Source organism: Escherichia sp. TW09308 (assembly GCF_000208565.1).
Taxonomy (GTDB): Bacteria; Pseudomonadota; Gammaproteobacteria; order Enterobacterales; family Enterobacteriaceae; genus Escherichia; species Escherichia marmotae.
Genome location: NZ_AEME01000001.1, coordinates 3,446,385 through 3,459,672, shown reverse-complemented (window position 1 = coordinate 3,459,672; position 13,288 = coordinate 3,446,385). Strand labels below are relative to the sequence as shown.

Below are 13,288 nucleotides of genomic sequence, written 5' to 3'. Positions count from 1 at the left end.
CGGCCTTTAGTGATGAAGGGTAAGGTTAAACGATGCTGATTGCCGTTCCGGCAAACGCGGTCCGTTTTTTCGTCTCGTCGCTGGCAGCCTCCGGCCAGAGCACATCCTCATAACGGAACGTGCCGGACTTGTAGAACGTCAGTGTGGTGCTGGTCTGGTCAGCAGCAACTGCAAGAATGCCAACGGCAGCACCGTCGGTGGTGCCATCCCACGCAACCAGCTTACGGGTGGAGGTGTCCAGCATCAGCGGGGTCATTGCAGGCGCTTTCGCACTCAATCCGCCGGGCGCGGTTGCGGTATGAGCCGGGTCACTGTTGCCCAGCGGCTGGTAATGGGTAAAGGTTTCTTTGCTCGTCATAAACATCCCTTACACTGGTGTGTTCAGCAAATCGTTAACGGCATCAGATGCCGGGTTACCTGCAGCCAGCGGTGCCGGTGCCCCCTGCATCAGACGATCCAGCGCAGTGTCACTGCGCGCCTGTGCACTCTGTGGTGCTGCGGCCAGAATGCGGCGGGCCGTTTCCACGGTCATACCGGGGGTTTCTGCCAGCACGCGGGCCTGTTCTTCGCGTCCGTGAGCCTCCTCACAGTTGAGGATCCCCATAATGCGGCTGTTTTCTGCCGCAACCGCAGCGGTGATCTGCGCGTTCACGTCCGGCTGCGCCGCGCTGGCGTTTTCGCCCTCCGTCGCTGGCACCACGTCAGTAACGTCAGCCTGCGAAGCAGTGGCTGAAACAGTTGTTGATTGAGTCTCTTTGGTCATTCGCCCTCCTGAGAGACGGGATTTACGCGCATCCAGTGCATCACGCATGACGGTGATCGCATCGGTGCTGTTAACAAGTTCATCAGCCAGTCCGGCATCAATGGCCTCCTGACCGCTGTACACTGCAGCCTCGGTATCCAGCACAGCCTGCACAGACAGGCCGGTATATGCCGACACCTTCTGCGCAAACATCTGGCGGGTTGCGTCCATCCGGGACTGCAGTGTCTCCCGGACGTCATCCGGAAGATGGCTGTAGGGATTGCCATCCACCTTATGGCTGCCGCTGTAAATCAGCGTGATTTCCACACCCTGTTTCTCCAGGGCAGCACCGTAATTACTGTGAGCCATCATGACGCCGATGGAGCCTGTCCGGGCGGTCTGCGTGACCAGACGCCGGGAGGCGGCGCTGGCAAGCAGCTGACCTGCACTGCAGTTCATGTCGTTGGCAAGCGCCCATACCGGTTTTATGTCACGCACACGGGCGATGATGTCAGCGCAGTCAAATGCCCCCGCCACCATTCCGCCTGGCGTGTCCATATCGAGCAGAATGCCGTCCACCATCGGGTCGCTGGCAGCCTGTTGCAGACGGGCGATAATGCCGTTGTAACCGGTCATCCCCGAGTACGGCTGCAGCGCCCGCGTCCGGCTGACCAGCGTGCCGGACACCGGCAGCACGGCGATGCCGTTCATGACCTGATAACTGCGGGCCTGTCGTGGTCCGTCATCATCACCGGATAATGCCAGCGTCGCGAGTGCCTCCTGGGCAGTCAGGCTGTCGCCGGACACCGCATCCGTCAGGCGGCTGATCCCAAGCTGGCCTGCAAGCGCACAAAAGAAAACCCGCGCATAGGCGGGTTCAAGCATCAGCGGCTCATTAAAGGCCATGCTGGCAATATGCGGGAGATTACGCAGCTCTGCTGTCACTCTTCTCCTCCTCTGTTGATTGTCGCAGCCCGGATTCAAATGCTGCAGCCGCCCAGGCGGGCGGTTTAAGACCGGCTGCGCGGCGCTCCATCGTTTCACGGACCTGCTGGGCAAAAATTTCCTGATAGTCGTCACCGCGTTTCGCGCACTCTTTCTCGTAGGTGCTCAGTCCGGCTTCTATCAGCATCACCGCTTCCTGAACTTCTTTCAGACCATCGATGGCCATACGACCGGAGCCTATCCAGTCGCAGTTCCCCCAGGCACTGCGGGCTTCCTGAAAACTGAAGCGCGCTTTTGAAGGTAACGTCACCACGCGGCGAACGATGGCCTCTTCCAGCCAGCACAGAAACATCTGGCTCGCCTGACGGGATGCGACGAATTTTCGCCGCCCCATAAAGTACGCCCACGACTCGTTCGCACTGGCCCGTGCCGTGGAGTAGCTCATCTGGGCGTAATTCCGGGAAAGTTGCTCATACGAGACACCCAGCCCGGCAGCGATATACCGCAACAGTGACTGCTCAAACACGGAGTAGCCGTTATCCGTGTCCTGAGCCGTCTGCAGGTTCAGTGAGTCCCCCGGCATCAGGTGCGGCACTTTTGCGCCTCCCAGCCGGACCGGTGCTGCGGCGTAATACGCGGCAATTTCACCAATCCAGCCGGTCAGCCTGTCCCGCTGCTCCTGACTGTTCGCGCCCAGAATAAAATCCATCGCTGACTGCGTATCCAGCTCACTCTCAATGGTGGCGGCATACATCGCCTTCACAATGGCGCTCTGCAGCTGCGTGTTCTGCAGCGTGTCGAGCATCTTCATCTGCTCCATCACGCTGTAAAACACATTTGCACCGCGGGTCTGCCCGTCCTCCACGGGTTCAAAAACGTGAATGAACGAGGCGCGCCCGCCGGGTAACTCACGGGGTATCCATGTCCATTTCTGCGGCATCCAGCCAGGATAGCCGTCCTCGCTGACGTAATATCCCAGCGCCGCGCCGCTGTCATTAATCTGCACACCGGCACGGCAGTTCCGGCTGTCGCCGGTATTGTTCGGGTTGCTGATACGCTTCGGGCTGACCATCCGGAACTGTGTCCGGAACAGTCGCGAGGGACTGGTATCCCAGGTGGCCTGAACGAACAGTTCACCGTTAAAGGCGTGCATGGCCACACCTTCCCGAATCATCATGGTAAACGTGCGTTTTCGCTCAACGTCAATGCAGCAGCAGTCATCCTCGGCAAACTCTTTCCATGCCGCTTCAACCTCGCGGGAAAAGGCACGGGCTTCTTCCTCCCCGATGCCCAGATAGCGCCAGCTTGGGCGATGACTGAGCCGGAAAAAAGACCCGACGATATGATCCTGATGCAACTGGATGGCGTTGGCGGCATAGCCGTTATTGCGTACCAGATCGTCTGCGCGGGCATTGCCACGGGTAAAGTTGGGCAGCAGGGCTGCATCCACACTTTCACCCGGTGGGTTCCACGCCCGCAACTGCCCACCAAATCCGCTGCCACCGCCGTGATAACCGGCATATTCACGCAGCGATGTCATGCCGTCCGGCCCCAGAAGGGTGGGAATGGTGGACGTTTTCATACATAAAATCCTGCAGGTCCCCTGCGTCGCTGTGTCATGCCGGTCTGCACTTCCAGCTCCGCAATGTATTTTTTCAGGTCAGACACGGAAGTGGCCGTAAACTCCACTCGCCGTCCGTCTTTCTGTACCGTTGCCACCCGTTTACCTGTCATCAGGTCATGCAGTGCCGCACGGGCAGCGGCAAGTTCTTCCTGTCGCGTCATTCATCCTCTCCGGATAAGGCACGGGCGTAATCTGCCAGTGTTTTCTTGTTGGTTGCTGCACCATCCTCTTCCTGCAGGCTCGCCAGCAGTGCACTGAGATCCAGCTGCCAGCGGGAAATACTGATGCGCAGCGCCGCCAGCGCATAAACGAAGCAGTCGAGCGCCTCATTGCGTCGCTTTTTGCTGTCCCACAGTATTTTTTTCCTGCCATCCACCCATTTTTCGACCTGCTCTTCAGCAGTCAGCTGCTGCGCTTCGGTCAGATCAAAAATATCCGGGTTATTCGGGAAGTGAACGGCACCGGGAAGCGGTTCATCCCCTTCCGGCGTCAGTGTGAAGCGGTTATAAATCTGCTCTTTCGCGGTATCCGTACCAATTTCGGTAAGGTAAACCCCGTTTTTGTTTCGCTTACGTGGCATGCTGGCCACAGGCTTTCCGTAGACGGATGCCCCTTTAATGGGGATCACCCGGAACAGCCCATGCTTTTTCGAGCGTTCATACACAATGGTCGGGTCAATCCCGCCAGTATCCCAGCAGATACGGGATACCGACATTTCTGCACCATTCCGGCGGATATAGGTTTTATTGATGGCCTCATCCACACGCAGCAGCGTCTGTTCATCATCGTGGCGGCCCATAATAATCTGCCGGTCAATCAGCCAGCTTTCCTCACCCGGCCCCCATCCCCATACGCGCATTTCGTAGCGATCCAGCTGGGAGTCGATACCGGCAGTCAGGTAAGCCACACGGTCAGGAACGGGCGCTGAATAATGCTCTTTCCGCTCCGCCATCACCTCAGCATCCGGACGTTCGCCGATTTTCGCTTCCCATGTCTCACCGAGCGTGGTGTTCACGAAGGTTTTACGTTTTCCCGTATCCCCTTTCGTCTTCATCCAGTCTTTGACAATCTGCACCCAGGTGGTGAACGGGCTGTACGCCGTCCAGATGTGAAAGGTCACACTGTCCGGCGGCTCAATCTCTTCACCGGATGACGAAAACCAGAGAATGCCATCACGGGTCCAGATCCCGGTCTTTTCGCAGATATAACGGGCATCAGTAAAGTCCAGCTCCTGCTGGCGGATGACGCAGGCATTATGCTCGCAGAGATAAAACACGCTGGAGGGGTCATCCGGCGTCCATTTGAGGCCAAACGGCGTCTCTTTGTCGCCAAATTTAAGATACTGCTCCTCCCCGCAGTGCGGGCAGGCAACATGAAAACGCATAAAATGCGGGGATTCACTGGCTGCACGCTCAATCTGGCAGGTGCCTCTCACTTTGGGCGTGGAGCCACGGATGGACTTTGGCCAGACAGAGCCTTCAATACGCTTATCGCCCAGGAACGTCGGAGAGCCTTCCTGTTCAATATCCTCATCAAAGGCAGCAAGTTCATCATAACCCGCCACATCCACTGACTTTTCACGGTAGTTTTTTGCCGCTTTACCGCCCAGGCACCAGAAGCCACGCCCATTGGTGAAACGCTTCATGGTGAGCGTGTTATCCCGGTGCTTTTTGCCATACCACGGGGCCAGCGCCAGCAGCGACGGAATATCGCGGATGGTCGGCTCAACGTGGGTTTTCATAAAGTTCTCGGCATCACCATCCGTCGGCAACCAGATAAGGGTGTTGCGCTGCTTATGCTCTATGAAGTAGGCATAAACACCCAGCAGCATTTTGGAATAACCAACACGGGCAGACTTCACCACATTCACCTCACGGATGTAGTCGCTGCCCATCGCATTCATGATGGCCCGCTGAAAGGGCAGTGTTTCCCAGCGCCCTTCCTGGTATGCGGATTCTTTCGGGAGATAGTAATTGGCATCCGCCCATTCAACGGCGGTCTGTGGCTCCGGCCGGAACAGTGAGCGAAGCCCGGCGCGGACAAAATGCCGCAGCCTGTTAACCTGACTGTTCGATATATTCACTCAGCAACCCCGGTATCAGTTCATCCAGCGCGGCTGCTTTGTTCATGGCTTTGATGATATCCCGTTTCAGGAAATCAACATGTCGGTTTTCCAGTTCCGGAAAACGCCGCTGCACCGACAGGGGGATCCCGTCGAGAATACTGGCAATTTCACCTGCGATCCGCGACAGCACGAAAGTACAGAATGCGGTTTCCACCACTTCAGCGGAGTCTCTGGCATTTTTCAGCTCCTGTGCGTCGGCCTGCGCACGCGTAAGTCGATGGCGTTCGTACTCAATAGTCCCTGGCTGCAGATCTGTCTCGCTGGCCTGCCGCAGTTCTTCAACCTCCCGGCGCAGCTTTTCGTTCTCAATTTCAGCATCCCTTTCGGCATACCATTTTATGACGGCGGCAGAGTCATAAAGCACCTCATTACCCTTCCCGCCACCTCGCAGAACGGGCATTCCCTGCTCCTGCCAGTTCTGAATGGTACGGATGCTCGCACCGAAAATGTCAGCCAGCTGCTTTTTGTTGACTTCCATTGTTCATTCCACGGACAAAAACAGAGAAAGGAAACGACAGAGGCCCAAAAGTTCGTTTTCAGCACCTGTCGTTTCCTTTCTTTTCAGGGGGTATTTTAAATAAAAACATTAAGTTACGACGAAGAAGAACGGAAACGCCTTAAACCGGAAAATTTTCATAAATAGCGAAAACCCGCGAGGTCGCCGCCCCGTAACCTGTCGGATCGCCGGAAAGGACCCGCAAAATGATAATAATTATCATCTACATGTCACAACGTGCATCTACGCCATCAAACCACGTCAAATAATCAATTATGACGCAGGTATCGTATTAATTGATCTGCATCAACTTAACGTAAAAACAACTTCAGACAATACAAATCAGCGACACTGAATACAGGGCAACCTCATGTCAACGAAGAACAGAACCCGCAGAACAACAACCCGCAACATCCGCTTTCCTAACCAAATGATTGAACAAATTAACATCGCTCTTGTTCAAAAAGGGTCCGGGAATTTCTCAGCCTGGGTCATTGAAGCCTGCCGCCGGAGACTGTGCTCAGAAAAAAGAGTTTCGCCTGAAGCAAACAAAGAAAAGAGTGACATTACTGAATTGCTCAGAAAACAGGTCAGACCAGATTGAAGCAATTTAGATAATCGTGCAGACTACGCCCCATCATATCACATGGAAGGTACTACAATGGCTCAGGTTGCCATTTTTAAACAAATATTCGATAAAGTGCGAAATAATTTAAACTATCACTGGTTTTATTCTGAACTAAAACGTCACAATGTCTCACATTACATTTACTATTTAGCCACAGAGAATATTCATCTTGTTCTTGAAAACGATAATACGGTTTTAATAAAAGGACAGGGTAAGGTTGTAAATGTAAGATTTTCAAAAAATAAATGCCTTATAGAAGCCACCTTAAAAGGATTCAAATCAGGAGAGTTATCATTTTACGAATACAGGAAAAATCTTGCTACAGCAGGGGTTTTCAGATGGATTACAAATATCCACGAAAACAAAAGGTATTACTATACCTTTGATAATTCATTACTATTTACTGAGAACATTCAGAACACTACACAAATATTTCCGCACTAAATCATAACGTCCGGTTTCTTCCGCGCCAGAACCGGACTCGCTGGCATGATGAAATATGTGTACCCGGTAACCCCGGTGTGCATCGTTTTTGATTATTCCCGCACACTCACGCAGAAGGAATTCCCCGTCGGGCTACGGTCTCTGTTAATACGGGAATACGGCGACGATACAGCGCATGATGTGTCAGGCTTGAATACCTTTATCCTTTAAAAGGGATATCAGTTAAGTTATCCCGTGTAGGGTATAAGCCATTATCAAAGCCACTCTGTAGGGAATGGCTTTTGTGATGGCATCACTTACTCTTTACGCTGCTATCCCACTCATCCCGGAATTTTGATGGGTTATTGAAACCTTCTGCTGACATAACAACTCCTTCAATGTTTGGCTGAAATTAGGATGTCTTTCCATCAGTCCGCCACCACAAAGAATCTTTTTTGCCATAAGGCAGGAGGTTCATCTTTCAGTGGCTGCCGGTGTTATTTCTCCACTTACTGGCTTGGGTTGTTTCGTGGTACTGCCGTTAACTGGTGGCCCAGAATAAATTCCGGTTTCATTATCAAGCCCACCCGTAAATGGGCTTTGTAATGGCTACTTCACTTTTGCTTTTGCTTTTGCTTTTGCTTCCGCTCGCTTACGCCGGCGCTCTTCTTTCCTCTCGGCTTTTGCCATGTCCATGAATGCCTGCATGATCGAGTTCCGCATCATGTAGCTAACAAAGTGATGATTGACACAGCCGTTGAGGCGCAGCTGCTCGCCAAACTCATCCACCGAGGCCAATGCTTCCATCATGCCCTTCTCGCCTTTCATGAACTCTGAGAAGTCGCGCCCCGCTCTGGAGGCGCATTCAATAACCCGATCACTCATCCCGGAAGCCCGGGGATCGTAATCTGCAGCTGGTTAGCCAGGGAGTTAATCTCAGCGACCAACACTGGCTTCGTATAGCGCCATGCTGCCAGCCCTTGTCCGCAGAAGCTCGCCATGTCTTTCTTCTGGTCAAACTCATGACATTTCATGTTGAGCTGCGCACTTAAGCTGTTGCGATGCTGAAGTTCTCCGGTGAAGTAGTCATCGAGGACTTTATAGGCCGCGTACTTGAACCCGGGGTTTAACCAAGCCGCATAATCGTAAGCAACAAACTTCCCGCCATATGTTCCACCGTGTACACCGCGCTCAGTAAAAACCACAGATTCGTGGTTTTTCTCCAGCTCGGCTAAGAACTCTTTGGTCTGCTTGTTTCGCAGGTAGTGGTAAGGCGATTCAGATTCACTTTTACCACTGGCTTTCCACATATCAGTGAGGCAGATCATGCCATCTTCACCGATACGAATTGGTTGATTGAAGAGGGTTAATGATTTCATAGCGTGTACCTACTCTTTGAAATGAACCTTTGCCGCACAGGAAACCAGCCCACCGAGGCTCGCCAGCACTAACTGGTATCCTCAAAGGCCCATTCCAAAGGGGCAGGTTCGGTGTAAAAAACATGCGTTGCGGTACGCATTTATTGCAAAAAGCCCCGCATCGCGAGGCTCATTAAATGGACTTTGTGATTTGCAAAAAAATTATTTCAGGCATTGCGTCCTGATGTATTCCTGCAGGTAGTTAACCTGCGCGGTTATCTTGTCGATTCCACTTCGGAGACGGTAATAATTGAGTTCAGCATCTGCTGTAAGTCCTGGGCTTTCTCCATCGCCCATGCCGCTGGCTCCGGTCGTTGACTTTGCACAGGTGGCGGCGACTTGCAGGCGCTTACGCCCAGCAGAAACATCAGCACGGAGACTTTCGATAGTCGCGTTAGCATCAGCAAGCTCCTTTGTGTATCTTGCGTCGAGTTCTGCTACATCACGTTGACGCTTCCGCATGTCAGCGATGGTGGCGTTCGCCTTCTCCAGTTCACTGGCCTTGTTATCGCGCTGCTCTTTGTAGGCGATTGCGTTATCACGGTAATGATTAACAGCCAATGACAGGCAGACGATGATGCAGATAACCAGAGCGGAGATAATCGCGGTTACTCTGTTCATTGCTGACCCCACAAACAGATTTCACGCTCAATCTCACGACGAGTCATGAGACCTTTCCATTGCTTACCGCCAGCATATGTCCAGCGACGTAGCTGATCACATGTGCCTTTGATATCGCCCTGGTTTATTTTGCGAAGAAGCGTCGATGTTCTGAAATTGCCAGCGCCCACGTTGTAAACGAACGAGTAAAGAGCGCCGCGCATTGTTTCCGGTATATCAACTTTTATGTACGGGTTAATTTGTCTGGCGACCGTGGCAAGGTCTTTATTCAGGAGGGCTTTGCATTCTGCTTTGGTATACGTTTTACCGAGCATGATGTCTTTTCCTGTATGCCCGTGACATACAGTCCATACACCAACAATATCTTTGTATGGTATGTAGCTGACACCTTCCAGACCATCGTTACCACTTGGGCCAGTGATTAACACTGATGCTATAGCAATTGCTCCGCCACCAATAGCAGCAGCAACGACTTTTCGTAATGATGGAGGCATTATTCACCTCTCGCAGCCTTGCGCTTATCTTCTTTAATCTTGAAATAAAGGTTTGTCAGGTACGTCAGCAGGCCAAATACCAGGCTACCCAGCACACCTATTGCTGCCCACTGTGAGGGCGTGACTTTATCGAGCAGCTGTAAAAACCAGTAGCCAGCACTGCCTGCGGAGGTGCCGTAGGCAATGCCCGTTGTTAACTTATCCATGGATTTCATAGCCTCACCTCCGCAAATAACGGATGGTGTACACGGTTCGGAACGAAGAGGAAAGGTATAGAAGTTACATTAGCGTAAGGCTTGAACATCTATTCAAAAAGAAAAACGCCAGCGATTATTCTGGCGTAGCTGAAAGCATCATACAATTATCAAATACGAAAATTACAAAATCATTAAAACGCATCACGTTACATCATGTCTTTTTCTAAAAAAAATCTTGATGAATATTGATGGGGAGGAACACCAAAATATCTTCTGAAAACACTTACAAAATATGACGTGTTTTCATAACCGCATATCTCAGCAACTTTTCCAACAGAATATAAATTGTAGCTTAATAACCTTTCCGCCATCACCATTCGCTCTTCAAGAATTAATTTACTAAATGATAAGCCTTCGTGCTTTAATTTTCTTTTTAACAGACTTTCACTCAGATACAGTCTTGAAGATATATCACAAAGTCTCCATGTTGCAGATATATCCGTGTGAATAATAGCCTTAACTTTACTTCCTAAACTATTAAGACATCCAAATAAAAAACTTTGCACTATTTTCTCTGAAGATAAGATAGCAAGACATGCAAGTGATATTTGATTTCTAACAAAATCCACAGTTCTGCCATCACAATTCAAGCATGCAATCAAGTTCTTTAACAATGAAAAATCTTCACATTCCACCATCAAGTATGCCGGATAAAACCTTCTTACAGAAAAAGGTGAGAGTGTGTTGCTTTTAAAGAAATCATTAACTGTTTTCTCTTCAACATCTACGATCATTACATGATCTATATTTGATGAAAAAAAATCTTTTAAATTGTAATCAATGAGAACAGCACTTCCTTTTTTAAACAAAATATCTTCTTTACCAATTCGGACATCAAACGAGTTCAACACCAAAATGATAGAACATATGTATGGCATATTATCCACCTGATATCATTGGGGTTACACCAGGTAAGTATAGGTGGAAAATCAATATTCGCCAGTTCAACAATAAGGAAAATCTCATTGCATCACAAGTATAAAATTATGTATTTAACTCACAAAGACAAATTATTAAACCAATCTGTTATATTATATATAGCTGCGTGGAATCATAATATCATATATTTTGACTGGCATGTTTACCAAATTTAAGTTGCATCTCAATGGTTTCTTCAGCGTAAACAGAGTTTTTATACAAACTGACACTCTGGGTATCATAGTGTAGTTTTTACGATTGTAAATATCCTGTATGCAGGAACTCATCCTTTTGGATGATATCGCATACAATTAATTTACCATCAGTCTTAGAGCCAGTTCGTCCGGATAGGGATCGAAGTAATTCTGTGTAAGCAAGTAATCATTAGGATACTCACCCAGATAATGCTTCAGCAGAGTCAACGGCGCAAGAAGAGGTAATGTGCCAGAACGATAGTTAAGTATAACCTCGCTCAACTCTTTACGCTGGCGTGTACTTAAGTAGTTACTAAAATACCCCTGTATATGCATCAGCACATTCGTGTGATTTTTACGTGATGCAGGTTTTCTGAGAATCGCCATCAGCTTATCACGATACACCTCAAAGTATGATTCAAGATCCGCCCACTCGTGTATTGCAGCCACAAATGGTCCCATATCTTTATAGCCTGTCTGACTATGCGCCAACAACTGAAGCTTATAACGACTATGAAAAGCCAATAACTCTCTTCTTGATAATTTCTCCTTGTAAAGGTGATTGAGCTCATGCAAAGCAAAAACTCTTTCAACAAAATTCTCACGAAGCACTGGATCATGTAATCGCCCATCCTCTTCAACCGGTAGCCAGGAAAACTTTTCCATCAAAGTGCTCGTAAATAGTCCCACTCCATCTTTACGACCTCGATTACCATTTTCATCATAGACACGCACGCGCTCCATGCCACAGCTGGGAGATTTAGCACAAACCACAAACCCCGATACATCCTTTAATTTGTCCATATAAGAACGACTAAACTCTGTCATTCTCTCTGTCACATCCTCATTCTGGTCGTGGCTGAAACACATCCGTATATTTCCTTGCGTCGAGCGCACAAGACGTAGAGCAGGACGCGGAACTGGCAGCCCTATAGCCATTTCCGGACATACTGGTCTGAATGTTACCCATTCCACTAATTTGTCCATTAAAAAGTCAGCTCTTTTGTGACCACCATCAAAACGAACAGCAGAACCGGCCAAACAACCGCTGATTCCAATCACAGGTTTTTTTATCATATCCTCCCCCTTGACTAATTCATTAACACATAAACTGTGTAGTGCACGGAATAAATTGCCTTTCTGGCGTCATCACTGACAATTTTTCTGTTATGGACTATTCCTAATATAGTATGAAAGTTCTTTAAGTGATCGGTCGTAATCATCTATCTTTCATACTTACTCTCAACTATCAAAAGTACAGGATTTATTATGAAGTTATGGCCTGTGTTGACTGGCATTGCGCTCTCTTTCACTCTTATAGCATGTAAGGCCCCGACACCACCTAAAGGTGTGCAGCCGATTACAAATTTTGACGCCAACCGCTACCTCGGAAAATGGTATGAAATAGCTCGCCTCGAGAACCGGTTCGAACGTGGTCTGGAACAGGTCAGCGCTACTTATGGAAAACGGAACGACGGAGGGATTCGTGTACTTAACCGTGGATACGATCCAACGAAAAATAAATGGAGCGAGAGCGAAGGTAAAGCATACTTTACTGGAGATACTAAAACTGCAGCGTTGAAGGTTTCGTTTTTTGGCCCCTTCTATGGTGGCTATAATGTAATCAAACTGGATGATGAGTATAAGTATGCTCTTGTCAGTGGTCCGAACAGAGAATACCTATGGATTCTGGCAAGGACCTCAACTATTCCAGATAAAGTAAAAGCAGACTATGTGCGAACCGCTCAAAAGTTGGGATTCAATGTCAATGAATTATTATGGGTTAAACAATAAAATCCCTACCCGAAATGATACTTATTAGAAAAAAACCAGCCTTTGGGGAGGCTGGCTAAATCAGGAAACAAGCTGTTATATGATAATAACTACGTTGCGATTCCAACATTTAAAATGTTAGACTAATGACAATCAGACAGCAACTTTTCCTTTAATTATTTCGAACAATCAGCATCCATCTCCAATCGGAGATCCAACACCATCAGCATACCCTCCACTACGCCCTCAGCTTTCTGGAGCATCCTGCCAACCCAACAATCAGATCGCCCATGCTTACGTGCAAGCGCCATAAAAGTCATGCCGCCGACATAATAGTCCACCAATAAATCATGCAAATCGCTGTTGTTCTTTTTCAGACGGGCCATGCACCCGCAAATGATCATCGCGTCATCGTCACAACATTGCGGGCGAGATTTTACTTTTGAAGGAATTAATCCCTTAAAACCGGCGGCAATGGACGACCAGGTCACATCTTCATGATTATTAGCCGCCCACGCTCCCCAACGCTCAAGAACCATCTGAATATCACGCATCAACTTACTCCACAAAACTCAGACCAGAACGCCAATTACAAGCAAAAATCAACAAAACAGTATTAGTTGATTGTTA

17 protein-coding genes are annotated in these 13,288 nt (G+C 49.2%); 3 read left to right on the top strand and 14 right to left on the bottom strand.

The window, feature by feature from the left end:
* Positions 1-25: 25 nt before the first annotated feature.
* Genes ESM_RS0116480 through ESM_RS0116455 form a run of 6 tightly spaced genes read right to left on the bottom strand, consistent with a single transcriptional unit; the run spans position 26 to position 5,914 of the window.
* Positions 26-358, bottom strand: a complete 333-nt coding sequence (locus ESM_RS0116480; protein ID WP_001299443.1) for a head decoration protein — start codon at positions 356-358, stop codon at positions 26-28.
* Between the two features lie 9 nt (positions 359-367).
* The gene (locus tag ESM_RS0116475) at positions 368-1,687 is read right to left on the bottom strand and encodes a S49 family peptidase (RefSeq protein WP_000123305.1); all 1,320 of its coding nucleotides are present in this window, start codon (positions 1,685-1,687) and stop codon (positions 368-370) included.
* Positions 1,668-3,269 (bottom strand): phage portal protein, encoded by a 1,602-nt coding sequence (locus ESM_RS0116470; RefSeq protein WP_010379329.1) that lies wholly within the window; start codon positions 3,267-3,269, stop codon positions 1,668-1,670. The genes ESM_RS0116475 and ESM_RS0116470 overlap by 20 nt, the downstream gene beginning before the upstream one ends.
* Positions 3,266-3,472 carry a phage head-tail joining protein gene (locus ESM_RS0116465; protein ID WP_000198149.1) on the bottom strand — a complete coding sequence of 69 codons (207 nt, stop codon included), beginning with the start codon at positions 3,470-3,472 and terminating at the stop codon, positions 3,266-3,268. Before ESM_RS0116465 ends, ESM_RS0116470 begins: the two co-directional genes overlap by 4 nt.
* A complete protein-coding gene (locus ESM_RS0116460; protein WP_001027307.1) occupies positions 3,469-5,394 on the bottom strand; it encodes a phage terminase large subunit family protein in 1,926 nt (641 codons plus the stop codon). Before ESM_RS0116460 ends, ESM_RS0116465 begins: the two co-directional genes overlap by 4 nt.
* The gene (locus ESM_RS0116455; protein ID WP_000453587.1) at positions 5,369-5,914 is read right to left on the bottom strand and encodes a DNA-packaging protein; all 546 of its coding nucleotides are present in this window, start codon (positions 5,912-5,914) and stop codon (positions 5,369-5,371) included. Before ESM_RS0116455 ends, ESM_RS0116460 begins: the two co-directional genes overlap by 26 nt.
* A gap of 388 nt (positions 5,915-6,302) precedes the next feature.
* Between ESM_RS0116455 and ESM_RS01000000125115 the strand changes: the two genes are divergently transcribed.
* Together ESM_RS01000000125115 and ESM_RS0116440 are read left to right on the top strand one after the other, a co-directional pair.
* Entirely contained in the window at positions 6,303-6,536 is a 234-nt protein-coding gene (locus tag ESM_RS01000000125115; RefSeq protein ID WP_001331705.1) for a YlcI/YnfO family protein, read from the top strand.
* Between the two features lie 57 nt (positions 6,537-6,593).
* The gene (locus tag ESM_RS0116440) at positions 6,594-7,004 is read left to right on the top strand and encodes a DUF1398 domain-containing protein (RefSeq protein WP_000079508.1); all 411 of its coding nucleotides are present in this window, start codon (positions 6,594-6,596) and stop codon (positions 7,002-7,004) included.
* Positions 7,005-7,592: 588 nt separating this feature from the next.
* Here ESM_RS0116440 and ESM_RS0116435 read toward each other — a convergent pair.
* From ESM_RS0116435 to ESM_RS0116405, 7 genes are all read right to left on the bottom strand, one after another.
* Positions 7,593-7,868: a hypothetical protein gene (locus ESM_RS0116435; protein WP_001283922.1), complete on the bottom strand. Its 276-nt coding sequence runs from the start codon at positions 7,866-7,868 to the stop codon at positions 7,593-7,595.
* On the bottom strand, positions 7,865-8,362 hold the full coding sequence (locus ESM_RS0116430) for a KilA-N domain-containing protein (RefSeq protein ID WP_000839225.1): 498 nt from the start codon (positions 8,360-8,362) through the stop codon (positions 7,865-7,867). Before ESM_RS0116430 ends, ESM_RS0116435 begins: the two co-directional genes overlap by 4 nt.
* A gap of 201 nt (positions 8,363-8,563) precedes the next feature.
* Positions 8,564-9,022, bottom strand: coding sequence for a lysis protein (locus ESM_RS0116425; RefSeq protein ID WP_001082731.1), 459 nt, complete (start codon positions 9,020-9,022; stop codon positions 8,564-8,566).
* Complete coding sequence (gene rrrD, locus ESM_RS0116420) at positions 9,019-9,516, bottom strand: lysozyme RrrD (protein ID WP_001135309.1); 498 nt, start codon at positions 9,514-9,516, stop codon at positions 9,019-9,021. The genes ESM_RS0116425 and rrrD overlap by 4 nt, the downstream gene beginning before the upstream one ends.
* Entirely contained in the window at positions 9,516-9,731 is a 216-nt protein-coding gene (essD, locus tag ESM_RS0116415; RefSeq protein WP_000839582.1) for a phage lysis protein EssD, read from the bottom strand. Before essD ends, rrrD begins: the two co-directional genes overlap by 1 nt.
* Positions 9,732-9,919: 188 nt before the next feature.
* Positions 9,920-10,651, bottom strand: a complete 732-nt coding sequence (locus ESM_RS0116410; protein WP_001146311.1) for a helix-turn-helix domain-containing protein — start codon at positions 10,649-10,651, stop codon at positions 9,920-9,922.
* Positions 10,652-11,002: 351 nt separating this feature from the next.
* Positions 11,003-11,962: a YbgA family protein gene (locus ESM_RS0116405; protein WP_000592547.1), complete on the bottom strand. Its 960-nt coding sequence runs from the start codon at positions 11,960-11,962 to the stop codon at positions 11,003-11,005.
* Positions 11,963-12,154: 192 nt separating this feature from the next.
* On the opposite strand from ESM_RS0116405, the gene ESM_RS0116400 reads away from it, so the two are divergent.
* Positions 12,155-12,679 (top strand): lipocalin family protein, encoded by a 525-nt coding sequence (locus ESM_RS0116400; protein WP_000780582.1) that lies wholly within the window; start codon positions 12,155-12,157, stop codon positions 12,677-12,679.
* Positions 12,680-12,834: 155 nt separating this feature from the next.
* Here ESM_RS0116400 and ESM_RS0116395 read toward each other — a convergent pair whose 3' ends face one another.
* Positions 12,835-13,212: an antiterminator Q family protein gene (locus ESM_RS0116395; protein ID WP_001204777.1), complete on the bottom strand. Its 378-nt coding sequence runs from the start codon at positions 13,210-13,212 to the stop codon at positions 12,835-12,837.
* Positions 13,213-13,288: the final 76 nt, after the last annotated feature.

Excerpts from the sequence above, each read along its gene's own strand:
- ESM_RS0116480 (WP_001299443.1), bottom strand. The coding sequence starts at position 358 with ATGACGAGCAAAGAAACCTTTACCCATTACCAGCCGCTGGGCAACAGT.
- ESM_RS0116470 (WP_010379329.1), bottom strand. The coding sequence starts at position 3,269 with ATGAAAACGTCCACCATTCCCACCCTTCTGGGGCCGGACGGCATGACA.
- ESM_RS0116465 (WP_000198149.1), bottom strand. The coding sequence starts at position 3,472 with ATGACGCGACAGGAAGAACTTGCCGCTGCCCGTGCGGCACTGCATGAC.
- ESM_RS0116455 (WP_000453587.1), bottom strand. The coding sequence starts at position 5,914 with ATGGAAGTCAACAAAAAGCAGCTGGCTGACATTTTCGGTGCGAGCATC.
- ESM_RS01000000125115 (WP_001331705.1), top strand. The coding sequence starts at position 6,303 with ATGTCAACGAAGAACAGAACCCGCAGAACAACAACCCGCAACATCCGC.
- ESM_RS0116440 (WP_000079508.1), top strand. The coding sequence starts at position 6,594 with ATGGCTCAGGTTGCCATTTTTAAACAAATATTCGATAAAGTGCGAAAT.
- ESM_RS0116435 (WP_001283922.1), bottom strand. The coding sequence starts at position 7,868 with ATGAGTGATCGGGTTATTGAATGCGCCTCCAGAGCGGGGCGCGACTTC.
- ESM_RS0116430 (WP_000839225.1), bottom strand. The coding sequence starts at position 8,362 with ATGAAATCATTAACCCTCTTCAATCAACCAATTCGTATCGGTGAAGAT.
- ESM_RS0116425 (WP_001082731.1), bottom strand. The coding sequence starts at position 9,022 with ATGAACAGAGTAACCGCGATTATCTCCGCTCTGGTTATCTGCATCATC.
- rrrD (WP_001135309.1), bottom strand. The coding sequence starts at position 9,516 with ATGCCTCCATCATTACGAAAAGTCGTTGCTGCTGCTATTGGTGGCGGA.
- essD (WP_000839582.1), bottom strand. The coding sequence starts at position 9,731 with ATGAAATCCATGGATAAGTTAACAACGGGCATTGCCTACGGCACCTCC.
- ESM_RS0116410 (WP_001146311.1), bottom strand. The coding sequence starts at position 10,651 with ATGCCATACATATGTTCTATCATTTTGGTGTTGAACTCGTTTGATGTC.
- ESM_RS0116405 (WP_000592547.1), bottom strand. The coding sequence starts at position 11,962 with ATGATAAAAAAACCTGTGATTGGAATCAGCGGTTGTTTGGCCGGTTCT.
- ESM_RS0116400 (WP_000780582.1), top strand. The coding sequence starts at position 12,155 with ATGAAGTTATGGCCTGTGTTGACTGGCATTGCGCTCTCTTTCACTCTT.
- ESM_RS0116395 (WP_001204777.1), bottom strand. The coding sequence starts at position 13,212 with ATGCGTGATATTCAGATGGTTCTTGAGCGTTGGGGAGCGTGGGCGGCT.